This window comes from Hespellia stercorisuis DSM 15480 (genome assembly GCF_900142165.1).
Lineage (GTDB): Bacteria > Bacillota > Clostridia > Lachnospirales > Lachnospiraceae > Hespellia > Hespellia stercorisuis.
On sequence record NZ_FQZY01000012.1, the window covers coordinates 65,133 to 91,777 of the forward strand.

Sequence of the window (26,645 nt, forward strand, 5' to 3'; positions counted from 1 at the left end):
AGATGGAAAAAATATTAGAGGTCAATAATTTACAGGTTTCCTTTCATACATATGCGGGGGATGTGAAGGCGGTCCGTGGTGTGAGCTTTGAGCTGGAAAAGGGAGAGACGCTGGCATTTGTCGGGGAATCCGGATGTGGAAAAACAGTGACGGCGAAGGCGATTATGCGGCTTTTGCAGCCACCGTTTGCTGAGATAAAGAAAGAGTCCAAAATCATGTATCAGGATAAAGACGTTATGAAGATGTCCAAAAAAGAGCTGCAGGCCTATCGGGGAAATGATGTCGGTATGATCTTTCAGGATCCCATGACATCTCTGAACCCGACCATGACGATCGGAAAGCAGATCATGGAAAGTCTGATGCTTCATCGAAAGCTGGACAAAAAACAGGCGAGGGAGGAAGCAATTGAAATGCTCCGGGTGGTGAAGATCTCGGATGCAGAGAAGCGGGTGGACGATTACCCCCATCAGCTTTCCGGCGGGATGCGCCAGAGAGTGATGATTGCGATTGCCCTGTCCTGCAATCCTGCACTTCTGATTGCGGATGAACCGACAACGGCGCTGGACGTGACGATTCAGGCACAGATCATGCGGCTTCTGGGAGATCTGAAAAAAGAGAGAGATACGGCGATTATCCTGGTCACCCATGATCTGGGTGTGGTTGCCAATTTCGCGGACCGGATCCAGGTCATGTACGCGGGCCAGATCATCGAGCGGGGCACGGCGAAAGAAATATTCTACCATGCAAAGCATCCTTATACATGGGCACTGCTGGCTTCGGTACCGAAGCTGGATACGGAGAATAAGGGCGAACTTTACGCTTTAAAAGGGACACCGCCAGATCTGATTTTGGAAATGAACCACTGTCCGTTTGCGGACCGGTGTGAGTACTGTATGGGCATCTGCAGGGAAACGATGCCGGAGGAGACTTTGGTTGACGGAACCCATCGGGTATCCTGTTGGCTGCAGCATCCCAGTGCACCCAGAGTGCAATCCTATTATGAGAAATGCGGGGTGAGAGAACATGAATAATCAGTTAATCGAAGTGAAAGATCTGTGTAAATATTTTCCGGCAGGAAAAGGAAATACACTGAAAGCGGTGGATCATGTCAATCTCACGATCAACCGCGGCGAGACACTGGGGCTAGTGGGCGAGTCCGGGTGCGGGAAGACCACCTGCGGACGCACGATTCTGAAGCTTTACCAGCCCACGGCGGGGCAGGTGATATTTGACGGGAAGGACATCAGCGGGCTGAAAGGGAAAGAGCTGCTGAAGTTCAAGAAACGCGCCCAGATTATTTTTCAGGATCCCTATTCCTCGCTGGATCCACGCATGACGATCGGAGAGATTATTGCGGAGGGGATGGACGTGCACTGCAATTATAATAAGAAGGAAAGGGACGCGAAGGTGGCAGAACTCTTGAACAGCGTGGGAATGAAAGAGGATTATGCAAATCGATTTGCTCATGAGCTCTCGGGCGGGCAGCGGCAGAGAGTCGGAATTGCCCGCGCGCTGGCGGTGGATCCGGATTTTATTGTATGTGATGAACCGATCTCGGCGCTGGATGTGTCTATTCAGGCGCAGGTTGTCAATCTGCTGATCAAGCTTCAGCGGGAGCGTGGACTGACCTATCTGTTTATTTCCCATGACCTTTCCATGGTGCGCCACATATCGGATAGGGTGGGGGTTATGTACCTGGGCAGTCTGGTGGAAATGACGGGGAGCGGAGAGATATTTGCGCATCCGCTGCATCCTTACACAAAGGTACTCATGTCTGCAATCCCGGTGGCGGATCCGGAGGCAAATGGCTCGGAGGAAGAACTGGAGATCAAGGGTGAGGTGCCAAGTCCCGTTCATGCGCCGAGCGGATGCAAATTCCGGACCAGATGTTCTTACGCGACGGACATCTGTGCGCAGGAAGTACCGGAACTTCGGGAAGTGACAGAAGGACATTTTGTGGCGTGCCACCACTGCGGTGAGAGCGGGGAACAGCAAAAAAATGCTTAGGAGGAAAGAATGCTTTCAAAAAGTATGATTGAGGATGTGTTGGACGAAGCATGTCTGCGGGGAGCTGATTTTGCGGAGGTCTATGATGAGAATACATTTCTGCAGGAGACTCAGCTGAACCAGGAGGAGATTGAGCAGAGCCTGACGGGAAGGGAGTGCGGAGTGGGAATCCGGGTATTTAAGGGGGACAGCTGTTACTACGGGTATACCAATGAGAAGTCGGAGGGAGTTATCCAAAGACTTACAAGGGATCTGACAAAATCCATGAAGGATGGTTCCATGACGGGGGATTTTGTGAAAAGTGGTTCTGTACCGGGAAATTTTCGGATGAGGGACGGACTTTTCGAAAAAAAGAATTATACCATGGGGAAAGAGACCGCGCTCGCATCGGCGATGCCCCTTGGCCGGAGACTGGAGCCTGCAAAACTGGCGATTAGAGCCGGTATGGCATATGACGAAGAAATCGTCCGCATGCGGGTGAAGCTCACCGACATGGAGCAGCTGGTGCAGATTGCGAACACGGAAGGGATCTATGTGCAGGATCAGCGGGTCAAGACCAGACTGTATATGACCTCCTTTGCGCAGAGCGGGACAGATCTCCAGAGCGGGTATTATGGCCCGGGCGCAATGAGGGGACATGACTATTATGACCGGATCGATGTGGAGGCGGCGGCGAGAGAAGCCTCCCGGCAGGCAAAGACGATTCTGCATGCCAGGGAATGTCAGGGCGGACAGATGAGCGTCGTTGTGGATAACGGGTTCGGCGGACTTTTGTTTCATGAGGCCTGCGGCCACAGCCTGGAGGCAACCGTGATTGCGCGGGACTCCTCCGAATTTTGCGGGAAACTGGGAACACAGGTGGCCTCGGATGTAGTGACACTTGTGGACGATGGAAGTATCCCAAATGAATGGGGATCGCTCCATGTAGATGATGAGGGAATGCCGACACAGAGGAATGTGCTGATTGAGCAAGGTATTCTGAAAAGCTATCTGGTGGACCAGCTAAACGGGCAGCGTGCGAAGCTTGCTCCCACCGGTTCGGCGAGAAGGCAGAATTATAAATACATTCCGACCGCGCGGATGACTAACACGTACATTGCGCCGGGAGATCACGCGCCGGAGGAAATCATAGGTGCGACGGAGCATGGTCTGTATGTCCGGACGATCAACGGCGGTTCGGTCGATCCTGCGACGGGAGATTTTAACTTCAGCGCGGGAGAATGCTATATGATCGAGCATGGCAGAATCGGTATGCCAGTCCGTGGCGTGACCTTGATCGGAAACGGCGGCAGTGTCCTGAAGAAAGTGGATATGGTGGGAAATGATTTCGACCTGCGCCAGGGCTACTGTTTTGCATCCAGCGGGGCGCTCTTCATAGATGCCGGGCAGCCGACGGTTCGCATCAGCAGCATGACGGTAGGAGGAATTGGATAAGATGACAGGTACATTTATTCGCAGATTTTCAAAAGCGGCCTATGAAAAGGGAATCGAGAGGCTTGAATTTTACGTAGAAAAGGTGCAGCAGGTTTCTGTGGAGGTCTATCAGGGAACAGTACAGAGCAGCCAGCTGAGTGAGGTGACTGCATGCCTTGTGCGGGGGGCGTATCATGGGTTCGCAGGAACTGTCTCGGTGGAATCATTTTCGGAATCGCTTTTTGAGGAAGAACTGGAGACTATCAGAGAATTGGCAGAACTGTCACGCACGGAATTTGTGGCATCCACATTGGTGCCCTGTCAGAATAAAAAAATATATACGCTCACAGAACCTGAAGAGCTGATTCGGAAAATGACGGAAAGTGAGAAAAAGGTAATCGGGGCGTATCCGAAGCTGAAGAAGTTCGGACAATTGGTCTGCGCCGAACAGATCTGTACACGTTCCATTCTGAATGATGAGGGAGTCTGTATGGAGGACAGCAGCAGACATGCGGTTCTGGAGGTGCGGGCGGAGGCAGAAAAAAACGATGTCGTTCAGACCGTGGGCAGCACATATTATGCGGGAGAGGCCGGGCAGATCGACATGGAAGCCATTTTGTCAGAGACCGCCGCAGAGACCTGTGGGATACTGGGAGCAAAGCCGGTCAAAACGGGCCGGTATCCGGTCATCCTGAAAAATAAGATCCTCTGTGAGATGCTGAGTATATTTACCAGTGCGTTCGGGGCGGACAATGTCCATAAAAATCTAAGCAGACTGGCCGGAAAAAAAGGAGAACAGATTGCCGCGGCGATCGTGAATCTGATCGAAGAACCGGATCTTGCCGGAGGAATCAACAACCGTACCTTTGACGATGAAGGGACGGCCACCTCAAAAAAGGAACTTGTAAAAGACGGTGTGATGCAGATGTATCTCTACAACCAGAAGGAGGCCAGAAAAGACGGATGCGCCTCCACCGGAAACGGCTTCAAACTGAATTATAAAAGCGAGCCGGAAATCTATGTCTCCAATCTGAAGTTGGTGGGAGAAGAGAAGACACGAGCCGAACTGATCCGTGAAATGGGCACTGGACTTTTCATCACAGAGTGCGACGGGATGTTCGCGGGAGCAGATGCGGTGACCGGCGATTTCTCCCTGATTTCCAAAGGATATCGGATTGAAGGCGGTGAGATTGCAGGGGGCGTCAATCAGATTACAGTCGCGGGGAATTTCTTTGAGATGATCAAAGAAATCAGCGGCATTTCCAATGATTATCTGATCACCGGGACGGAGCGGGGAGCCTATGTAGCACCGTCGGTATTTGTGAAGCAACTTGTAGTGTCGGGGACATAGCAAAAAGGCAATTGGGGACGTAGCAAAGTTGCAACTTTGCTACGTCCCCAATTGCCCCTGAACCTGTCCCAAAATGAAACTTGTATATTGAACAAAGATGTGGTATCATCAAATCAACGAAATAATGATAGAGCCGGAGAGAGCAGATTATATACAGCAGACATGCTGTCTTATAGTTATGCTCTTTTCGCTTCGCAGGGGAAATAAGGAGAAAGCCGGATGGAACAGAGAATATATGACAGTGTGGCAGAAAACCCGATCATTGCTGCCGTGAAGGATATGGAGGGATTGAACAAATGCATAAAACTGGAAGACGTGAAGATGATCTTCATTCTCTTCGGTGATATCAACACCATCAACAGCATTGTTGAGATGGTCAAGGCATCGGGAAAGCTTGCCATGGTTCACATAGATCTGCTGGTGGGGCTCAGCGCGCAGGAAGTGTCGGTGGATTTTATAAAAATGAATACACAGGCGGACGGCATCATCACGACAAAGCAGAGGCTGGTCAGACGTGGAAAAGAACTGGGACTGTGCACGATTCTCAGAATGTTTATTCTGGATTCGCTTTCCCTGGAAAATGTAAAAAAGCAGGTAAACATTGAAAAGCCTGACATTATAGAGATTCTGCCGGGAGTGATGCCGAAAATCATCAGACGGATCTGCAGCTGTACGAAGATCCCGGTCATTGCGGGCGGTCTTATTGCGGATAAGGAAGACATTGTCGGTGCACTGAATGCCGGGGCAATCGCAGTATCATCCACAAATGAAAACGTATGGGAAATGTAAGGCTGCACTGCTGATTAAACGGGCGAGTCTTGAAATGAACAAGGAGGAAGAGACATGGGACAAAAGTATGTAATGGCATTTGATTCGGGAACCACAAGCAACCGATGCATCTTATTCAACGAGAAGGGTGAGATCTGCGGTCTGGCGCAGAAGGAGTTCACGCAGCATTTTCCGAAACCGGGCTGGGTGGAACACAATGCGGAGGCCATCTGGTCAACCCAGCTGAGCGTGGCCGTGGAGGCCATGGCAAAGATCGGGGTGACGGCCGAAGACATTGCGGCAATCGGAATCACGAACCAGCGTGAGACTACCATCGTCTGGGATAAGAATACAGGAGAGCCGGTCTACCGGGCCATCGTCTGGCAGTGCCGGAGAACCTCAGAGTACTGCGACTCGCTGAAGGAGCAGGGGCTGACCGAGAAATTCCGTGAGAAGACAGGACTCCTGATCGACGCCTATTTCTCAGGAACAAAGATCAAGTGGATCCTGGACAATGTGGAGGGCGCCAGAGAGCGGGCCGAGCGGGGAGAATTGCTGTTCGGAACGGTAGAGACCTGGCTGATCTGGAAACTGACTAAGGGCAGAGTGCATGTGACAGACTATTCCAACGCATCCCGAACGCTGATCTTCAACATAAATACACTGGACTGGGATCAGGAACTGTTGGATATTCTGGATATTCCGCGGTGTATGCTGCCGGAGGTGAAACCGTCAAGCTGTGTGTACGGTGAGGCGGATGCGTCTTATTTCGGAAGACCAATCCCCATCGCGGGAGCGGCTGGCGACCAGCAGGCAGCACTGTTTGGACAGACCTGTTTTAACGCCGGAGAGGCCAAGAATACATATGGAACCGGCTGTTTTCTTTTGATGAATACGGGAGAAAAACCGGTGTTCTCAAAAAATGGGCTGGTGACCACCATCGCCTGGGGTCTGGATGGAAAAGTGAACTATGCGCTGGAGGGCTCCATCTTCGTGGCAGGAGCGGCAATCCAATGGCTCCGTGATGAGATGCGGCTGGTGGATTCGGCGGCGGATACCGATTACATGGCACGCAAGGTTCCGGACACCAACGGATGTTATGTGGTACCTGCATTTACAGGGCTGGGCGCGCCCCACTGGGATCAATACGCGCGGGGGACCATCGTGGGAATCACCCGTGGCGTCAATAAGTATCATATCATCCGCGCTACGCTGGAGTCGCTGGCATTTCAGGTAAATGAAGTGCTGAGGGCTATGGAGACCGATTCCGGAATTCGGCTCAGTGCGTTGAAGGTTGACGGTGGAGCAAGTGCCAATGACTTCCTGATGCAGACGCAGGCTGACATCATCAACGCGCCGGTGAACAGGCCATCCTGTGTGGAGACCACAGCGATGGGTGCCGCTTATCTGGCAGGTCTGGCGGTGGGCTACTGGAATGGAAAAGAGGACGTAATCAAAAACTGGAGCATTGACCGGACATTTGAGCCGTCCATCACGGACGAGGAACGGAAAAAGAGAGTCAAAGGCTGGACAAAGGCAGTGAAATATGCCTATGGCTGGGCAAAAGAAGAATAGAGATTGCGGAGACAGAGAGTTGTGCAATGAGGAGTGTCGAAAGGCACTTTGATTTGTGTGACTCTTTTTCTTTACAAATGATCAGAAAAAAGCAACCCCTGATTTTTTACCTGTTATTTTCAAATAGGATTGCCTGATTTTAACAATAATAGTGTAACATTGAACAGCTATTATGGAAAAAGGAGATAAAATATGTATGATGTAATTATTATTGGAGCCGGTGTATCAGGAAGTGCAGTGGCGAGAGAATTGTCGAGATACAAGGTGAGAGCCTGTGTACTGGAAAAAAATGAGGATGTCTGTACCGGGACATCCAAGGCAAACAGCGGAATCGTTCACGCGGGATATGATGCGGCGGAAGGCAGCCTGATGGCGAAGCTGAATGTCCGCGGAAATGAGAGGATGGAGCAGTTGTCAAAGGATCTCGATTTTCCATTCAAACGGGAAGGATCACTCGTAATCTGCCTCCACGAGGAAGATCGCGAAAAGCTGGAAAAGCTCTATGAACGTGGAATGAAAAATCAGGTTCCGGGACTGCGGATTCTGGAGCGGGAGGAAGTGCTGGCTATGGAGCCGAATGTATCGGACAATGTGGCAGCGGCACTCTTTGCACCGACTGCGGGAATTGTGTGCCCTTTTGGACTGAACATTGCTCTGGCGGAAAATGCCAATGCCAACGGTGTAGAATTTTATTTTGATACTGAGGTGAAAGAAATCAGCCCCATTGAGGGCGGGTATGAGATTCGGACAAATGACAGAATTTATCAGACCAGATATGTGGTCAATGCAGCTGGTGTTTATGCAGATACATTTCACAATATGGTCAGCGAGCACAAGATTCACATTACACCGAGACGAGGGGACTACTGTCTGTTGGACAAGAGTGCCGGAAATCATGTGGGCAGAACGATCTTTGCACTGCCGAATGAGAAGTACGGAAAAGGTGTGCTGGTGACACCGACTACTCACGGGAATCTGCTGGTAGGGCCGACTGCGGTGGACATTGAGGACAGGGAAGGCGTCAACACTACAAGAGAGGGCCTGGATAATCTGATGGAAAAGGCGGGACTGAACGTGAAAAATCTTCCCATGCGTCAGGTAATCACGTCATTTGCGGGACTGCGCGCCCACGAGGATCATCATGAATTTATCATTGAAGAACTGGCAGATGCTCCGCAGTTTATCGACTGTGCGGGAATCGAGTCGCCGGGGCTGAGCAGCTGCCCGGCCATTGGTGAGATGGTGGCGGAAATCCTGCGGGAAAAGATGAAGCTTCAGCCGAATCCCGATTTTGTCGGAACGCGGAAAGGAATTTTAAATCCAGAGACTCTGACAAAAGAAGAGAGAGTACAGTTGATCAAAGAGCAGCCGGCGTATGGCAATATCGTATGCAGATGTGAGATGATCACAGAGGGGGAGATCATCGATGCCATCCGCCGTCCTCTGGGTGCAAAGTCACTGGATGGGGTAAAGCGGAGAACGAGAGCCGGTATGGGACGATGCCAGTCCGGATTCTGTTCCCCGAGGACCATGGAGATCCTTGCAAGAGAACTGTCCGAAAATATTGAGGATATTACCAAATCAGGCGGCAATTCAAAGATTGTGGTCGGCGTGAACAAAGATTCATTTTAGGAAATGATGGTGCCTGCGTAGCTGCAGGATGTTCATGAGCAAGTAGCAGAGCGGATTGCGAATGTCCGCTTTACTCTGCACAATAATCAAGGAGGAAATACAGATGAAAGCATATGATATAATGAGCGCAAGTGAGACACCGTGCTTGCACGAGTGGCGAACAGCGAATGGCGATCATGATAGCTGCAAAGCAGCGTCAAGCACTGAAAGTGCGAATCATGATATAATGAGCGCAAGTGAGACACCGTGCTTGCACGAGTGGCGAACGGCGAATGGCGATCATGATAGCTGCGAAGCAGCGTCAAGCACTGAAAGTGCGAATCATGATATAATGAGCGCAAGTGAGACACCGTGCTTGCACGAGTGGCGAACGGCGAATGGCGATCATGATAGCTGCAAAGCAGCGTCAAGCACTGAAAGTGCGAATTATGATATTGTGATAATCGGCGGAGGACCGGCCGGACTTGCGGCGGCTGTATCCGCGAAGAAAAACGGATGCGAGAGCATTTTAATCTTAGAGAGAGACAGAGAGCTGGGCGGAATCTTAAACCAGTGTATCCACAACGGATTCGGGCTCCATACTTTTAAGGAGGAACTGACGGGACCGGAATACGCAGCGAGATTTATCGAACAGGCGAGGGAACTGGGTATCGAATACAAGTTGAATACAATGGTCATGGACATTTCCCATGAGAAAACAGTCACCGCAATGAACCGTACCGATGGATTGTTTGAGATCCAGGCGAAGGCGGTCATTCTGGCCATGGGCTGCAGAGAGCGTTCCCGCGGGGCACTCAATATTCCGGGCTACAGACCTGCGGGGATCTTTTCCGCGGGAACGGCACAGCGTCTGGTGAACATGGAAGGGTACCTTCCGGGCAGAAAGGTTGTGATCCTGGGTTCCGGTGATATTGGGTTGATCATGGCGAGACGAATGACATTTGAGGGCGCAAAAGTACAGGTCGTAGCGGAGCTGATGCCATTTTCGGGCGGCCTGAAACGAAATATCGTGCAGTGTCTGGACGATTACGATATTCCGCTGAAGCTGAGCCACACCGTGGTGGACATCCGCGGCAGAGAACGTGTGGAGGGTGTGACCATCGCCCAGGTGGATCCTCACGGAAAGCCGATTGCAGGAACAGAAGAAGAGTACGAGTGCGACACGCTGCTGCTGTCCTGCGGACTGATTCCGGAAAATGAGCTGTCAAGCGGTATGGGAATCGATATGAATCCGGTGACTTCAGGACCGAATGTTAACGAAAGCCTGGAGACGAACATCGAGGGGGTGTTTGCCTGTGGAAATGTACTTCATGTACATGATCTGGTCGACTTTGTGTCTGAGGAGGCAACGGCAGCAGGGAAAAATGCGGCGCAGTATGTACAGACAGAAAGTGACCGGAATGCTTGTGCTGCCGAAAAGGCTGAGACGAATCAGAGGAATGCATCAGAACAAATTACCCTGAATCCAATTGACGGAGTGCGCTACACAGTGCCCCACACTATCCGTATAGATCGCATGAGCGATACGCTCACGGTCAGGTTCCGTGTGGGAAATGTTTACAAAAACTGTTACGTAAGTGCATATTTTAATGATGAGAGAGTCATTCACAAGAAACGTCCGGTGATGGCTCCCGGGGAGATGGAAGACATCAAGCTGTCAAGAGAAAAACTGGAGTCATTCCCGAATCTGAAGACGATCACAATTAAAGTGGAGGAGGCCTAGAGATGGAGACAAGAGAATTGATATGTATCGGCTGTCCTATGGGCTGCCAGCTTACGATAGAGATGAATGACACAGAAGTGGTCAGTGTGGCGGGAAACACCTGCCCGCGTGGCGAGACATACGCAAAAAAAGAAGTGACGAATCCAACCAGAATCGTGACCTCCACAGTGCGGGTGGAAGGCGGCGAGATGGACATGGTTTCCGTGAAGACCCGGGAGGATATCCCGAAGGGGAAGATCTTTGACTGCGTGCATGCGCTGAAGAACGTGACGGTGGCTGCACCGGTGAATATCGGGGATGTTGTTCTGAGAAATGCTGCGGGAACGGGAGTCGATATTGTGGCTACCAGAAATGTGGGAGTGCCGAATCAACACGGGAATTAACTGAGAAAGAGAGGCTTGGGCTGTCGGCCGAACCTCTCTTTCTCAGTTAATTCCCGTGCTGGTCTACGAAGCGTAGATTGCTTATTCGGAAAGAGAACGATATACTGCTTAATGAGGTGAAAAAAATGGATACAAAACGAAAAAAGGAGCTTTTACAAGAATGGAAAGACAGACGTCCCGAGATGGGAGTAATTTCGATTCACTGTAATGCAACGGGCGAAACATTTTTGGGGAGCTCGAAAGACACAAGAGCAGATTTTAACAGCAATCGTTTCAAGCTGACACTCGGTGGACACCCAAACAAACATCTGCAAGAACTCTGGAATGTATATGGGGAAAGCAGCTTCGATTTTTCCACTATAAAAATTCTTAAATATGAAAATCCGCAGAAGGATCATACGGAAGAACTGGAAAAAATAAGAGAACAATGTTTGACAGAGGATACGAAAGCGAGGAAAATATGGAAGTGAACAAAGATACCGTGATCGTGACAGAAGGGGATTGTCACATTGACGGATGAAAACCGGATTCGCATTATGTTCTGATTTCAACAGATATGTTATCATAGTTGAAGGGAGGTGAACCATATGGACTGTACGAAAATTGGAAAGCTAATAGCAGATCTGCGGAAAGAAAAAGGAATGACACAGAAAAATATAGCAGACGCACTTGGCGTGCAAAATAAAACGGTGTCAAAATGGGAATGTGGATTAGGCTGCCCGGACTTGGCCTACTGGTCAGACCTTTCAGCGATTTTTGGCGTTGACATGGCACAAATGATGGAAGGAGAAATTACATCAAACAAGCCGGACAATGGAAACATCGATAAAATTCATTTTTATGTCTGTCCGACCTGTGGAAATATATTAGTGAGTACAGGCAGTGCATCTGTTTTCTGCTGTGGCCGGAAATTAGAGTATCTGAGATTGGCGGAAAAGGCAGAGCAGCTTGATCTGTCAGTAGAAGAAAGCGATATCGATTACTATATAACGTTTGATCATCCGATGGAAAAAGCCCATTATATCTCTTTTGCAGCATATGTCAAGAGTGACAGAGTCTTGCTGAACCGGTTGTATCCGGAACAAAGCCCTGCCTTTCGCATTCCGATAAGTGCCGGGGGAAAATTATATTTGTATTGTGTCAATCATGGATTGACGGTGTATTCGAATTTCTGGACAAAGCAGAATTGGAAGATGTGAAAGGGGAGATAAGGATGAGTTTGTAGAAAAAATATGCAGAATCATTCGGGAAAATCCGGATGCCGATGCAGAGGAGATTTTGGTGAAAGTAGAAAAGAGCAGATCAGGAGCGTAAGCTCGATGAACAGGCCGTATCGTATGATAAGTTTACGATTACAAATTACGAATGATTTCCACAGAACAACATGTAAGAGAAACAAAAAGCTGTCCCCACTAACCAGGGGGGACAGCTTTTCACAGGTCTAAAAGGATTCCGGTGCATCCGGGATAATCACTGCGGCGATAAAATAAGCCAGGATTCCGGTTCCCGTGCATGCCAGCAGTATCAGTCCCAGACGGATGAGTGTAGCATCCACACCAAAGTATTCTCCGATTCCCCCACATACACCACAGATCATTTTGTTGTTCCTTGAACGGTATAATTTTTTATCACTCATAGTTTTGTCCTTCTTTCTTTAAAATATAATGTTGAAATGTTGATTTTTATTTCTTAAAAGAAACATCCACATCGCCCATGCCACAGTCGATATCGCAGGTGGCACTCGTATGGTTGTCAATCTTCTTGTGAACACCTATACCAGAGAATTTCTCGTTCCCGAGTTTTACACTTCCGGCTCCGCAGGAGATATTGTAACTATAATCAGACTGCGCGTTGGTGCAGGAAAGTGTCACCTGTCCCATGCCGCATTTGATATCCAAATCCTGAGAGGCAGCTCCGCTCAATGTAATCTGACCGGCACCACAGTCGATGTCAAGCTCCTGTACCTTGAAGCTGCCAACAGTGGCTGTTCCGGCACCGATGTCGATGCTCAGAGAGTTTGCGTTCAGTGTATCAATATCCAGAATACCGCCGTCGATGGAGAAGTCGGCCTCATCGAGAGAGTAGTTTTTCGGAAGATAGATGTACAGCGTTCCTGCATCTACATTCCCCGGGATTTTATGATTGGTTTCAATATATAATTCTCCCCCGTCCTCATCGTTGTCTGCTTCGATGGAGAGTCCCAGTTTGGAGTTTACAGTACTTCCGTCAACGCTGACTTCTTTGCCATCGTAGGTTTCCACGGATACTACAAGGGCGGTGGCGTCGATCTCGATGGAAGAGATATTGGAATAAGTGTTTCCGTGATTGGAAGTGTGGTTCTGGGTCTGAGTGCTGTCGTGTTCATCATCCGAATCATGGGAACTGCCGTCGTTGGAATCATAGGTGCTTTCGCTCGCGAGCCCGGCGTTATCATCCGAATCATCCGCGTCGTCGAGTCCGGTAATCTCTCTGGCCAGTTCCCTGGCATCATAGGTGTTGCGGCTTGTGAAAGAGTAGGTGTTCCACATGGAGACAGGGTTCCCGCCTAACGCCAGTCCGGTCACCAGAAGTGTAATTCCAAGTACTGCGACAACGCCGCAGGAAATCCAGAATATTTTCCAGCCTTTTTTCATATTATAGCACCGCCTTTCCCTTGTGAACAATTTTTCTGAAAATATTTACGAAGAAACGAAACATTGCCGGGTAAACAATAAAGCAAAGCTTTACAGTGCCTACAGTTGCAATCAGTCCGATAACAAAAATCAGGATACCCGTTCCGCAGGTGAAGATGGCGGTCGGAAATGCGACTGCAATTTTGGTCAGCCCCATGATGATGAGAATAAAACCTGCCAATGTAATTGCGGCGGCCCCGCACACGAGACCGATGAAAAGACCGATAATTGCGAATGTAATTCCAATTACGGCGCCCGCGACTCCGGTGAGGACCGGCCATGCGACAGAAGCGACAGCCAGGGCAATCAGAATAATTAAAATAATTTTTATGATCGAGTTGGTCTGTGTATTGCTGCCTTGCGCGCCATCCTGTGTTCTGGCGGCCGGAGCTTCTTTTTCAGCGAATCTCGGGTCAGTGTATCCTGTCTCGCTAAATTCACCGTCCTCGCTGTTGTCGTGATCTCTCAGTCCTGCTTTGATCGTGGCAGCTACTTTTTCCGGACTCACCAGTTCCTTGATGATAGTATCCTCGTTTTCCGGACCGGCATCGTTGAAATACTCCCGGTAATATGTCATTGCTTCATTGCGCTCTTCTGTAGAAATATCCTGCAGCAGCGATTCTAATTTTATCATAAAATCTGTGCGGTTCATGATGTAGTCCCCCCTTCAAATAATTGGCTGATCTTTTCTGAATAGCTTTTCCATTCTGACCTGTATAGATTCAATTGCGCTACACCGCGGTCTGTCACTTTATAGTACCTGCGGTTTCTGCCGTCAAACTGCATATCGTAGACTTCAAGACAGTCATCCTTCTGCAATCTGCGAAGCACAGGGTACAGTGTGGATTCCGATACATCGATGGCCATCCTGACATCCTGGGTAATGCGGTAGCCGTAGGTTCCTTCTTTTTCGCGGGACACAACGGCAAGTACAATCGCATCCAGAAGGGCGGCTCCAGTATTAAATACCATGCAATCACTCCTTTGCTATGAACAATATTGTTTTGTTATTGATATTATATGACGTATAATATTGTTTGTCAATACAATATTGGGAAAAAGAAAAACAATCGCAGTTTCAAGTGAAGTCTCAAACAATGTCTTAATAGAAATCTCAAATGATGTTGTGGAGGATATCTCAAATGCCAGATACGCCAGTCCGCGCAGCGTACACAGATACTGGGCTGTTCAATCCGTATATGAATTTACACAATCAGATATACACCCCATACTTGCATTTTATGGAAAAAAAGGGCATACTTATATTAGCATTGCGTTTTTTGGACGAGTACTCTTGGAAAATATTTTTTATCAATAGTATTGTTGACCGGAAGACGTTGTACTGGCAATTTACGTTGCTCGGAATCCCGATGTGAGAATCGAAGGCGAGGAGACTTGAAATTCTCATATATCCGGGGTGTGCAGCGATGAAAGAACAAGGAGAGGCATAATATGGATTTAACAAAATTGGGGTCATATGACTTAATAAAAGAAGAAGACTTAAAGGATCTGCAGTCAAAAGGGTATCTGCTGAGACATAAAAAAAGCGGTGCACGTCTGGTGCTGATGGAAAATGATGACGAGAACAAGGTGTTCACCATCGGATTCCGTACACCGGCGGCAGACAGCACGGGGGTGGCGCATATACTGGAGCACTCTGTGCTCTGCGGATCCAGAGACTTTCCGGTGAAGGATCCGTTTGTAGAACTGGTGAAGGGGTCACTCAATACATTTCTGAATGCGATGACCTATCCGGACAAGACGGTCTACCCGGTGGCGAGCTGCAACGATAAGGACTTTCAGAATCTGATGCACGTCTACATGGACGCGGTATTTTACCCGGATATCTACCGTCATGAGGAGACCTTCCGTCAGGAGGGGTGGAGCTACAAGCTGGACGACAAGGACGCACCGCTGGAATACAATGGGGTTGTGTACAATGAGATGAAGGGAGCGTTCTCTTCGCCGGAGGGAGTTCTGGATCGTGTGATCCTGAATTCTCTGTTTCCGGATACCACATATGCCAATGAGTCCGGAGGTGATCCGGAGGTGATCCCGGAGCTGAGCTACGAACAGTTCCTGCAGTTTCACAGCAGATATTATCATCCTTCCAACAGTTATATTTATCTCTATGGCAACATGGACATGGAGGAAAAACTGAACTGGCTTGATGAGCAGTATCTGAATGCTTTTGACCGGATTACAGTAGATTCTGAGATCAGAGAGCAGAAGAGTTTCCCGCAGATGCTGGAGCTGGAGAAAGCTTATTCGATCACCAGCGATGAGCCGGAGAAGGATAACACGTATCTTTCCTATAATAAGGTGATTGGGACCAGCCTGGATGAGAAGCTGTATCAGGCCTTTGAGATTCTGGACTATGCACTTCTTTCCGCGCCGGGGGCACCGCTTAAAAAAGCGCTTGTGGAGGCTGGAATCGGAAAAGACATTATGGGCTCTTACGACAATGGAATTTACCAGCCGGTATTCTCTGTCATCGCCAAGAATGCGAACGCAGACCAGAAGCAGGCTTTTGTGGATGTGATCGAGGGAACACTGCGCGCGATCGCGGACAACGGAATCGATAAGAAAGCACTGGAGGCTGGAATCAATTACTTTGAATTTCGCTATCGAGAGGCCGACTTTGGCAATTACCCGAAGGGGCTGATGTACGGGCTTCAGATGTTTGACAGCTGGCTGTACGACGAGACGAATCCTTTCGTTCACCTGCAGGCAATCCCGGTGTTCCGTTTCCTGAAGGAACAGATCGGCAGCGGATACTTTGAAAAACTGATCCGGACCTATCTGCTGGACAACACCCACGGTTCCATCGTGATCGTAAAACCGGAGCGGGGACGCAGCGGCCGTCTGGACAGAGAACTGGAAGAGAAGCTGTCAGCTTACAAGGCAACGCTTTCCGAGGAAGAAATCGAGGATCTGGTAGCCCGCACAAAGGCACTGGCAGAATATCAGGATGCAGAGGATTCCAGAGAAGACCTGGAAAAAATTCCCGTTCTGGAGCGGGCCGACATTACGCCGGAGACCGCACCAATCTACAACGAAGAACGAAAGGTGGGGGACATTCCACTCATTTACCATGAGGTGGAGACGAATGGAATCGGCTACATGAGCCTGATGTTCGATCTGTCAGGTGTTGCGGAGGAAATGCTCCCCTATGTGGGTATACTCCAGTCAGTCCTTGGAATCATCGACACGAATCATTACGGATATGGAGAACTGTTCAACGAGATCAACGTCAGTACCGGAGGGATCGGAACCTCGCTGGAAATGTATCCGAATGCGGAGAAGGTGGCAGAAAAGGAATTTAAGGCCACATTTGAGATCAAAGGAAAGGCACTGTATCCGAAGATGTCGGTTCTCTTTGATATGATGCGGGAGATTCTGATGGAATCGAAGCTGGATGACACCAAGCGGCTGAAAGAAATTCTCTCCATGAGCAAATCCAGACTGCAGATGCGTTTCCAGTCATCCGGTCATACGACGGCGGCACTCCGGGCACTGTCCTATGCGTCTCCGATTGAAAAGTTCAAGGACGACACGGATGGAATCGGCTTTTATGAGGTAGTAAAACAGATCGAAGAGCATTTTGAGGAAGAGAAGGAAATGCTGATCAGTCACCTGAAACGTCTGGCAGGAAATCTGTTCCGCGCAGACAATATGATGGTGAGCTTCACGGCCGCACGGGAAGGGCTGGAGGTGACCGAGAACGGCATCGAAGCGCTTTCAACAAGACTTGGAAAAGAGGCACCGGTGGGAGAAGAGCCTTGTGTGCTCCACTGCACGAAGAAGAACGAGGGCTTTAAGACCTCCTCAAAAGTACAGTATGTGGCGCGTGTAGGAAACTTCATCGATGGAGGAGCAGCCTATAATGGTGCGCTGCAGATATTGAAGGTGATCATGAGTTATGAATACCTGTGGCAGAACATCCGTGTCAAGGGCGGGGCATATGGCTGTATGAGCAGTTTCAACCGCATTGGAGAAGGCTACTTTGTATCCTACCGTGATCCGAACCTGAAAAAAACGATGGAGGTCTATGAGGGAGTCGTGGATTATCTGGAGAACTTCACCGTGGACGAGCGCGATATGACGAAATATATCATCGGTACCATCAGCAACATGGATCGTCCGATGAACCCGTCCGCCAAAGGAGACCGCTCCATGAATCTCTATATGAACCATGTGTCTGCCGCCATGATCCAAAAAGAGCGCGAGCAGGTACTTTCAGCAACACAGGAGGATATCCGGGCGCTGGCAGATGTGGTAAAAGCAGTGCTGGCAGCAGATCAGATCTGCGTGCTCGGCGGAGAAGAACGAATCGAAGAAAACCGCGAGATGTTCCAGGAAGTCAAACAGTTAAATTAAATGTACGAAGGAGGAACCCGCCGGAGGCGGGGGGAACTCTGGTATCTGATAAAAAGAGGAAGAAAAGAAGGAGAATCTATGCAGGAGAATACGCAGGACATGATGCAGGAAGATGCGCAGGACAATTACAAATCAGGCTTCGCGACACTGATCGGAAGACCGAACGTGGGGAAATCCACGCTCATGAATCATCTGATTGGCCAGAAAATCGCGATTACATCCAACAAACCACAGACCACGAGGAACCGGATCCAGACGGTGCTGACCACAGAGGAAGGGCAGATCATCTTTGTGGACACACCGGGGATTCACAAGGCGAAAAACAAGCTGGGTGAATACATGGTCAATGTGGCAGAACGGACACTGAATGAGGTGGATGTCGTGCTCTGGCTGGTGGAGCCCGCCACGTTTATTGGTGCGGGAGAGAAGCACATCATCGAACAGTTGGCGAAGACGAAGACGCCGGTCATCATCGTCATCAACAAGATCGATATGGTGAAAAAGGATGAGGTGCTCCCGTGCATCGCAGCGTACCAGAAGGCATGTGATTTTGCTGAGATCGTGCCGGTATCGGCGAGAAGTGGGGAGAACACGGAGGAACTGATCAAGGTGATCCTGAAGTATCTTCCTTACGGACCACAGTTTTACGATGAGGATACCGTGACCGACCAGCCGGAGCGCCAGATCGTGGCGGAAATCATCCGGGAGAAGGCACTGCATTCCCTGAATGAAGAGATTCCCCACGGGATTGCCGTTGCAATTGACAGCATGAAGATGCAGAAGAAAGTGATGCACATCGATGCTACCATCATCTGTGAGCGGGATTCCCATAAAGGGATCATTATCGGAAAGCAGGGTGCCATGCTGAAGAAAATCGGAAGTACGGCGCGGTTTGAGATCGAGCGGATGCTGGACTGTAAGGTCAATCTGAAGCTATGGGTGAAGGTACAGAAGAACTGGAGAGACAGCGATTTCCTGATGAAAAACTTTGGATATAAGGATGAGGATTAAAACGTGGATCAGATTGTAGTGACGGGGATGGTGCTGTCGTCGGCACCCATAGGTGAATACGACAGACGGGTCGTGCTCCTGACGAAGGAACAGGGGAAGATATCCGCCTTTGCAAAAGGCGCGAGACGTCCCAACAGCGCGCTGGTTGGAGCCATCAATCCCTTTACCTTTGGTGAGTATACACTGTATGCAGGACGAAATTCATTTACCATGCAGTCCGCACATATCACCAATTACTTTGCAGAGCTTCGGGAGGACATGGAAGGTGCATATTATGGCTTTTATTTCCTGGAGCTGGCGAATTATTACGCAAAAGAAGCGAATGATGAGACACAGATGCTTAAGCTCCTTTACGTTACCATGCGTGCACTCGCGAAAAAAAGTATTCCGCGCAGACTGGTTCGCTGTATCTATGAACTCCGTCTGATCTGCATCAACGGGGAAGGACCGCAGGTATTTCAGTGTGTAAACTGCGGGGACAGCACCAGACCGGCCGTGTTCAGTGCAAGAAAAGGCGGGCTGATCTGCAGCGAATGCAGTGGAGATGTGATCGATGGAATGGTCCTGGACAGCTCGACATTATATAGCATGCAATTTATTGAGAGCACAAAAGTCGAGCATTTATATACCTTCACCGTGAAGGAGGAGGTACTGGAACTTCTGGAGCGGATCATGAAGAGATATATGGACGTGTATGTGGAAAAAAGGTTCCATTCACTGGAGATTTTGGAACAGTTAGATTTATAGTTGGTGAAAAAAGTGGCATTATCGTGACATAATTCGATTGCATGCTTTACAAAACGGTACTTTACCGCTATAATATATGAAATTAATGCTTAGGCATTGTTTGTTTAAAATAATAATAAAAAGGAAATGTGAGGACAGTAATATGGTTGAAAAGACAATGGAAAAAATTGTAGCTCTTGCAAAATCCAGAGGTTTTGTATATCCGGGATCTGAGATTTACGGAGGTCTTGCAAATACATGGGATTATGGTAACCTCGGTGTGGAACTGAAAAACAATGTGAAAAAAGCATGGTGGAAAAAGTTCGTACAGGAAAGTCCTTACAATGTAGGTGTGGACTGTGCAATTCTGATGAACCCACAGACTTGGGTTGCATCCGGACATCTCGGCGGATTCTCAGATCCACTTATGGACTGTAAAGACTGTCATGAGAGATTCCGTGCAGACAAGATTATTGAAGACTACTGCGAAGAACACGACATTCCGTTAGAGGGAACTGTGGATTCATGGTCCAAGGAGAAAATGGTAGAGTTCATTGAAGAACATCAGATGCCTTGTCCGACCTGCGGAAGCCATAATTTTACAGATATCAGAGAGTTTAACCTGATGTTCAAGACCTTCCAGGGCGTTACAGAGGATGCGAAGAATATCGTATACCTCAGACCGGAGACAGCACAGGGAATCTTTGTTAACTTTAAAAATGTACAGCGTACCTCAAGAAAGAAAATCCCGTTTGGTATCGGTCAGATTGGTAAATCTTTCAGAAATGAGATTACGCCTGGTAACTTTACATTCCGTACCAGAGAGTTTGAACAGATGGAGTTAGAGTTCTTCTGCGAGCCTGACACCGATTTAGAGTGGTTCAAATATTGGAAAGATTTCTGCCTGAACTGGCTGTATTCTCTGGGACTGAAGGATGACGAGGTTCGTTACCGTGACCACGACAAAGAAGAGTTGTCTTTCTACAGCAAAGCGACGACAGACGTAGAGTTCTTATTCCCATTCGGATGGGGTGAGCTCTGGGGAATTGCTGACAGAACAGATTATGATCTGACACAGCACCAGAATATATCCAAACAGGATATGTCTTATTTTGATGATGAGAAGAAAGAAAAGTATGTCCCATATGTCATTGAGCCGTCACTCGGCGCAGACAGAATGGTACTTGCATTCCTCTGCAGCGCATACGATGAGGAAGAATTAGAAGGCGGAGATACACGTACTGTATTGCATTTCCACCCGACACTTGCACCGGTCAAGATTGGTGTCCTTCCATTATCCAAGAAGCTGAACGAGGGCGCAGAAAAAGTATTTGCAGAATTATCCAAGACCTACAACTGTGAGTTTGATGACAGAGGAAACATCGGTAAACGTTACCGCAGACAGGATGAGATCGGAACACCGTTCTGCGTAACCTACGACTTTGACTCTGAGGAAGACCTGGCTGTTACTGTCCGTGACAGAGATACCATGGAGCAGGAAAGAGTGAAGGTCGCAGATCTGAAAGAATACTTTGAGAAGAAGTTTGCGTTCTAAGAATTGTAATTGAAGATCAATGTCAGATAAGGGGAACAGGCGTAAGCCTGTTCCTTTTGGATTTAATGCCGGGGAAAATCCCTGAACCGGGCCGGATAGAAACAGCAATAAATCTCATACTGTTTTTCTGTGAAAATAATATTTCTGTTATAAATTGAGAAAATGTACTATAATAAATAACATATGCGACGATTCAGAACGACATCAGTTTGTGCGTGTCCGATTTATCCGGTAAATGAAATGTGCAGGCGGTCAAAACAGCAGTTAAGTGGAACCGTTATGCCCGTGTACGCAGAACAGTCAGGTATGTCTAGTACAGCGTACCGCAAGTAATTCGGTCTAGTTATTTCGAGGACGCTGTACTAGTTCTGAATGGTGACTAAAATGTAACAACAGGAGGAAAACAAAATGGAAACAAAAAATCTGTGGGAAGTATATTCCGAGGAGCAGCTCGGAGAACTGGAGGAAGTAAACAACGGGTATCGTCGATTCCTGGATGAGGGAAAGACGGAGAGAGAAAGTGTGGAGGCGACAGTTCGTCTGGCAAAAGAAGCCGGTTATGAGGATCTGCAGGATGTCATCGCGTCCGGTCGAAAACTGGCAGCCGGGGACAAGGTCTACAGTACATGCATGGATAAGACCGTTGTACTGTTCCAGATCGGCACAGAGCCGATGGAAAAGGGAATGCGTATTCTCGGGGCTCATATCGATTCCCCGCGCATTGACCTGAAGCAGAATCCGGTATATGAGGATACCGGTCTGGCATATTTCGACACACATTATTATGGAGGAATCAAGAAATATCAGTGGGTGACCCTGCCCCTTGCCATTCACGGAGTGGTTGCATTCAAGGACGGAACAAAGAAAAATATCATTATCGGTGAGGAGGAGTCGGATCCGGTATTTGTTGTGACAGATCTTCTGATTCATCTGTCGCAGGAGCAGATGGACAAGAAAGCAGACAAAGTGGTAGAGGGAGAAAATCTGGACCTTCTGATCGGCTCCAAACCGCTGGTGGGTGAGGAAAAAGATGCCGTAAAAGCCAATGTCCTGAAGCTTTTGAAGGATAAGTACGGAATCGAGGAGGCTGATTTCCAGTCTGCGGAATTGGAGATTGTACCGGCAGGAAAGGCAAGAAACTGCGGTCTTGACAACAGTATGATCATGGCATACGGACAGGATGACAGAATTTGTGCGTATACGTCTCTGGCAGCGATGCTTGAGAAAAAGGAAGTGAAACAGACCGCGTGTTGTATTCTGGTAGATAAGGAAGAGATCGGGAGTGTGGGTGCGACTGGTATGCATTCCCGCTTCTTTGAAAACGCAGTGGCGGAGGTGATGGAACTGACCGGTCAGTTCTCTGAACTGAAACTGCGCCGTGCCATGGCGAACTCCCAGATGATTTCTTCTGATGTGAGTGCAGCCTATGATCCAATGTACAGTGCGGCCTACACGAAGAGAAGTGCCTCAGAATTTGGAAAAGGTCTGGTGCTCACGAAGTTTACAGGATCAAGAGGAAAATCGGGTTCTAACGATGCCAATGCAGAGTATATAGCAAAACTGAGAAAAATATTCGATGACAGCCAGGTTACCTACCAGATGACAGAGCTTGGCAAGGTTGATCTGGGAGGCGGCGGAACGATTGCCTACATTCTGGCCAATTTCGGCATGGAGGTCATTGACGGCGGAGTGGCTGTTTTATGCATGCATGCACCCTGGGAGGTGGCAAGCAAGGCAGATGTGTATGAGGCGGTGAGAGGATACAGGGTATTTTTGGAAACGGAAACATTATAAAGGAATCTCAACGGGAGTCCGCAAGCTGGTTTTCACACATTGTTTTCACCTAAAAGGCTTGACGAACTATGTAAAAACATATAAAATATGATGTGCGGCCTGGTAATATTTTATACATGTTACACAAGCGGCACATTTTCATTTCATATGGCAAAATAAAATATAGGAGGTCATGAACAATGGCAAAATGGGTTTACTTATTCAAAGAAGGTAATGCAACGATGAAAAACCTTCTCGGTGGAAAAGGCGCTAACTTGGCAGAGATGACAAACCTGGGTCTCCCGGTACCACAGGGATTCACAATTACGACAGAGGCTTGTACACAGTACTATGAAGATGATCAGCAGATTAATGATGAGATCATGGGTCAGATTATGGACGCAATTGTGAAGATGGAAGAGATCACAGGGAAGAAATTCGGTGATACAGAGAATCCGCTTCTGGTATCTGTTCGTTCCGGAGCAAGAGCTTCTATGCCGGGTATGATGGACACAATCCTGAACCTTGGTCTGAATGAAGAGGTTGTTGACGTTATCGCTGCGAAGTCAGGGAATCCTCGCTGGGCCTGGGACTGCTACAGAAGATTCATCCAGATGTATTCTGACGTAGTTATGGAAGTCGGCAAGAAGTACTTTGAAGAACTCATTGATAAGATGAAAGCCGATCGTGGTGTTACACAGGATGTTGAACTTACAGCAGATGATTTAAAAGAATTAGCAAACCAGTTCAAAGCTGAGTACAAAGAAAAACTCGGTCAGGATTTCCCAACAGATCCAAAAGAGCAGCTGATGGGAGCTATCAAAGCTGTATTCCGTTCATGGGACAACCCACGTGCCAACGTTTACCGTCGTGACAACGATATCCCGTATTCATGGGGAACCGCTGTTAATGTTCAGATGATGGCATTCGGTAACATGGGTGAGACATCCGGAACAGGTGTTGCATTTACACGTAACCCGGCTACAGGTGAGAAGAAGCTTATGGGTGAGTTCCTTATGAATGCCCAGGGCGAGGACGTAGTTGCCGGTGTACGTACACCACAGCACATCGATCAGCTGAAGGATGTTATGCCAGAGGTTTATGACCAATTTGTAGAGATCTGCCACACATTGGAAGATCATTATAGAGATATGCAGGATATGGAGTTCACAATTGAGGACAAGCACCTGTATATGTTACAGACACGTAACGGTAAGAGAACAGCAGCAGCAGCTCTGAAGATTGCCTGCGACTTAGTTGACGAAGGCATGATCACAGAGGACAAGGCTGTACTGATGATCGATCCGAGAAACTTAGACTCCCTTCTGCACCCACAGTTTGATGCAAATGCAGTGAAGGCAGCGACACCGATTGCAAGAGCACTTGCAGCAGCACCTGGTGCGGCATCCGGTAAGGTTGTATTTACAGCCGACGATGCAAAAGCGTGGGCAGAGAAAGGCGAGAAGATCGTACTTGTTCGTCTGGAGACTTCTCCGGAAGATATCGAAGGTATGAAGGCGGCACAGGGTATCCTGACAGCCCGCGGCGGTATGACAAGCCATGCAGCTGTAGTTGCGCGTGGTATGGGAACATGCTGTGTATCTGGATGCTCTGATATCGTGATGGATGAGGAGAATAAAGTATTCAAGCTTGGCGGAAAAGAGTATCATGAAGGAGATGTAATCTCATTTGACGGTACTACAGGTAATATCTACGACGGCGCACTGCCGACTGTAGACGCTACCATCGCCGGCGAATTTGGAAGAATCATGGAATGGGCTGATAAGTACAGAACCATGAAAGTAAGAACCAATGCAGATACACCTGAGGATGCGAAGAAAGCTCGTGAGCTCGGTGCAGAAGGTATCGGTCTCTGCCGTACAGAGCATATGTTCTTTGCAGGCGACAGAATCGATGCATTCCGTGAGATGATCTGTGCTGACACACTGGAAGAGAGAGAAGCAGCACTTGCTAAGATCCTTCCGGTACAGCAGGGAGACTTTGAAGCGTTGTATGAGGCTCTTGAGGGTAATCCGGTAACCATCCGTTTCCTGGATCCGCCGCTTCATGAATTTGTTCCTACAGAGGAAGATGATATCAAGAAATTAGCAGATGCCCAGGGCAAGACTGTTGAGAGAATCAAAGAGATCATCGACGGCTTACATGAGTTTAACCCAATGATGGGACACAGAGGACTTCGTCTTGCTGTCACATATCCGGAGATCGCAAAGATGCAGACATCTGCAGTGATCCGCGCAGCCATCAATGTAAAGAAGGCTCATCCGGACTGGACAATCAAACCGGAGATCATGATCCCGCTTGCAGGAGACAAAAAAGAGCTTGCATACGTTAAGAAATTTGTTGTTGAGACAGCAGACGCTGAGATCGCAGCAGCAGGTTCTGATATGGAATACGAAGTAGGTACTATGATCGAGATCCCAAGAGCAGCCCTCACAGCTGACGAGATCGCAAAAGAAGCTGAGTTCTTCTGCTTCGGTACTAACGATCTGACTCAGATGACATACGGCTTCTCACGTGACGATGCAGGTAAGTTCTTAGATGCTTACTATGATGCGAAGATCTTCGAGAGTGATCCGTTCTCAAGACTGGATCAGGATGGTGTCGGCAAACTCATGAAGATGGCAATTGAGCTTGGTAAAAAGACTCGTCCGGAGCTTCACATCGGTATCTGTGGAGAGCATGGTGGAGATCCTACATCGGTAGAGTTCTGCAACACAATAGGATTAGACTACGTTTCATGCAGCCCGTTCCGCGTACCAATCGCAAAATTGGCGGCAGCGCAGGCAGCACTCAATAGTAAGTAGGTGTTCTCTTTCTTGTTAAGATGCAATAGTCGTTAATGTCCAAGTGCAAAAAAGGGACAGTCTTGGAGAGAGAAGACAGAGGAAAGAAGAGAGACCTTGAGATTTAGGAGAGATTCTAGATTTTGAGGTCTTTCTCAAGTTTGCACAAAAGAGATAGTTATGTTATTTGTTCTTAGTCAAACGAAGGTGAGTCATTAGAACCGATTCATGTTCAGGCATCAGAAGGGAATTTGAAAATAAACGGAACTAAGATCATGAAAAAATCCACTGTATTTTTTTCTTAATACAGTGGATTTTTAATGACTAAATCCGTCCATTGGTTTACCCTCCTTATTCATTTGATATCTATCTGAAACTATTATCTCAAATAGTGAAATTCAAAAGTTTTTTAATGATTCGTCTGATTAGTACATTGGCCTTTACCTCTTTCTTTAATAGTATGGATTTTGTAGATTTAGTTGTCCGGTGGTCTGTCCTCTCTTTCTTTTTGTTAAGTTCATGATATCACACAAAGGATGGTTTGTAAAGAAGAAAATAGATAAAAATAAGAAAAAATATAAATAGTCAGACTATTCTGGCGTGGTGGTAGACGCTCGTTTACCGGATACTATTTTCACTAACGACAGAAAAAGAAGAGGATAAAGGCGGAACACTTGATTATTTCGGAAAATTGTCGCATCTGGATTACACGGTGAGACTGACAGATGTAGACGGTGAAACTGACAGAATGGTTGCATAAGAAAGACAAGTGTACTATAATGATAGCAATTATAAAAAAGAAGACACGTGGATGTTTCCGGTCAAGGAGGCGGCGAAGTCAGGAATCATTCATATGGAAAGAATAAAGCGGA

At 48.1% G+C, this 26,645-nt stretch carries 20 protein-coding genes and 1 pseudogene; 17 read left to right on the plus strand and 4 right to left on the minus strand.

Features of this window, described 5'->3' with window-relative positions; all coding sequences use genetic code 11:
- Positions 1-2: 2 nt before the first annotated feature.
- The 11 genes from BUB85_RS04740 (at position 3) to BUB85_RS04790 (ending at position 12,051) form a co-directional block, all read left to right on the plus strand.
- Positions 3-1,031 (plus strand): ABC transporter ATP-binding protein, encoded by a 1,029-nt coding sequence (locus tag BUB85_RS04740; RefSeq protein WP_073106112.1) that lies wholly within the window; start codon positions 3-5, stop codon positions 1,029-1,031.
- Positions 1,024-2,007 carry an ABC transporter ATP-binding protein gene (locus BUB85_RS04745; protein ID WP_073106118.1) on the plus strand — a complete coding sequence of 328 codons (984 nt, stop codon included), beginning with the start codon at positions 1,024-1,026 and terminating at the stop codon, positions 2,005-2,007. Before BUB85_RS04740 ends, BUB85_RS04745 begins: the two co-directional genes overlap by 8 nt.
- A gap of 9 nt (positions 2,008-2,016) precedes the next feature.
- A complete protein-coding gene (locus BUB85_RS04750) occupies positions 2,017-3,441 on the plus strand; it encodes a TldD/PmbA family protein (protein ID WP_073106123.1) in 1,425 nt (474 codons plus the stop codon).
- A 1-nt stretch (position 3,442) separates the two neighbouring features.
- Positions 3,443-4,771: a TldD/PmbA family protein gene (locus tag BUB85_RS04755; protein WP_073106128.1), complete on the plus strand. Its 1,329-nt coding sequence runs from the start codon at positions 3,443-3,445 to the stop codon at positions 4,769-4,771.
- A gap of 219 nt (positions 4,772-4,990) precedes the next feature.
- On the plus strand, positions 4,991-5,560 hold the full coding sequence (locus BUB85_RS04760) for a glycerol-3-phosphate responsive antiterminator (RefSeq protein WP_073106134.1): 570 nt from the start codon (positions 4,991-4,993) through the stop codon (positions 5,558-5,560).
- 54 nt (positions 5,561-5,614) lie between these two features.
- Positions 5,615-7,114 carry a glycerol kinase GlpK gene (gene glpK / locus BUB85_RS04765; protein WP_073106141.1) on the plus strand — a complete coding sequence of 500 codons (1,500 nt, stop codon included), beginning with the start codon at positions 5,615-5,617 and terminating at the stop codon, positions 7,112-7,114.
- 192 nt (positions 7,115-7,306) lie between these two features.
- Complete coding sequence (locus tag BUB85_RS04770; protein WP_073106147.1) at positions 7,307-8,746, plus strand: NAD(P)/FAD-dependent oxidoreductase; 1,440 nt, start codon at positions 7,307-7,309, stop codon at positions 8,744-8,746.
- Between the two features lie 103 nt (positions 8,747-8,849).
- Complete coding sequence (locus tag BUB85_RS04775; protein WP_242945349.1) at positions 8,850-10,469, plus strand: NAD(P)/FAD-dependent oxidoreductase; 1,620 nt, start codon at positions 8,850-8,852, stop codon at positions 10,467-10,469.
- A 2-nt stretch (positions 10,470-10,471) separates the two neighbouring features.
- Positions 10,472-10,852, plus strand: coding sequence for a DUF1667 domain-containing protein (locus BUB85_RS04780; RefSeq protein WP_073106150.1), 381 nt, complete (start codon positions 10,472-10,474; stop codon positions 10,850-10,852).
- 125 nt (positions 10,853-10,977) lie between these two features.
- A complete protein-coding gene (locus BUB85_RS04785) occupies positions 10,978-11,322 on the plus strand; it encodes a GIY-YIG nuclease family protein (protein WP_073106153.1) in 345 nt (114 codons plus the stop codon).
- Between the two features lie 117 nt (positions 11,323-11,439).
- The gene (locus BUB85_RS04790) at positions 11,440-12,051 is read left to right on the plus strand and encodes a helix-turn-helix domain-containing protein (RefSeq protein ID WP_073106156.1); all 612 of its coding nucleotides are present in this window, start codon (positions 11,440-11,442) and stop codon (positions 12,049-12,051) included.
- Positions 12,052-12,293: 242 nt separating this feature from the next.
- On the opposite strand, the gene BUB85_RS04795 is transcribed toward BUB85_RS04790, so the two are convergent.
- From BUB85_RS04795 to BUB85_RS04810, 4 genes are read right to left on the minus strand one after another with little or no spacing between them, the layout of a single operon-like run.
- On the minus strand, positions 12,294-12,488 hold the full coding sequence (locus tag BUB85_RS04795) for a PspC domain-containing protein (protein ID WP_073106158.1): 195 nt from the start codon (positions 12,486-12,488) through the stop codon (positions 12,294-12,296).
- A 46-nt stretch (positions 12,489-12,534) separates the two neighbouring features.
- The gene (locus tag BUB85_RS04800; protein WP_073106160.1) at positions 12,535-13,485 is read right to left on the minus strand and encodes a DUF4097 family beta strand repeat-containing protein; all 951 of its coding nucleotides are present in this window, start codon (positions 13,483-13,485) and stop codon (positions 12,535-12,537) included.
- Between the two features lies 1 nt (position 13,486).
- On the minus strand, positions 13,487-14,176 hold the full coding sequence (locus tag BUB85_RS04805) for a DUF1700 domain-containing protein (RefSeq protein ID WP_073106163.1): 690 nt from the start codon (positions 14,174-14,176) through the stop codon (positions 13,487-13,489).
- On the minus strand, positions 14,173-14,496 hold the full coding sequence (locus BUB85_RS04810) for a PadR family transcriptional regulator (RefSeq protein ID WP_073106165.1): 324 nt from the start codon (positions 14,494-14,496) through the stop codon (positions 14,173-14,175). Before BUB85_RS04810 ends, BUB85_RS04805 begins: the two co-directional genes overlap by 4 nt.
- 480 nt (positions 14,497-14,976) lie before the next feature.
- Between BUB85_RS04810 and BUB85_RS04820 the strand changes: the two genes are divergently transcribed.
- The 6 genes and pseudogenes from BUB85_RS04820 (at position 14,977) to ppdK (ending at position 25,794) form a co-directional block, all read left to right on the plus strand.
- Complete coding sequence (locus BUB85_RS04820; protein WP_073106170.1) at positions 14,977-17,904, plus strand: insulinase family protein; 2,928 nt, start codon at positions 14,977-14,979, stop codon at positions 17,902-17,904.
- A gap of 78 nt (positions 17,905-17,982) precedes the next feature.
- Positions 17,983-18,915, plus strand: coding sequence for a GTPase Era (gene era / locus BUB85_RS04825; protein ID WP_242945350.1), 933 nt, complete (start codon positions 17,983-17,985; stop codon positions 18,913-18,915).
- Between the two features lie 3 nt (positions 18,916-18,918).
- On the plus strand, positions 18,919-19,662 hold the full coding sequence (recO, locus tag BUB85_RS04830; RefSeq protein WP_242945351.1) for a DNA repair protein RecO: 744 nt from the start codon (positions 18,919-18,921) through the stop codon (positions 19,660-19,662).
- Positions 19,663-19,804: 142 nt separating this feature from the next.
- Positions 19,805-21,196 (plus strand): glycine--tRNA ligase, encoded by a 1,392-nt coding sequence (locus BUB85_RS04835; protein ID WP_073106173.1) that lies wholly within the window; start codon positions 19,805-19,807, stop codon positions 21,194-21,196.
- 393 nt (positions 21,197-21,589) lie between these two features.
- Positions 21,590-22,990 (plus strand): annotated as a pseudogene (locus BUB85_RS04840) (aminopeptidase); the annotation flags it as partial.
- Positions 22,991-23,169: 179 nt separating this feature from the next.
- Positions 23,170-25,794, plus strand: a complete 2,625-nt coding sequence (gene ppdK, locus BUB85_RS04845) for a pyruvate, phosphate dikinase (RefSeq protein WP_073106177.1) — start codon at positions 23,170-23,172, stop codon at positions 25,792-25,794.
- Positions 25,795-26,645 lie beyond the last annotated feature (851 nt).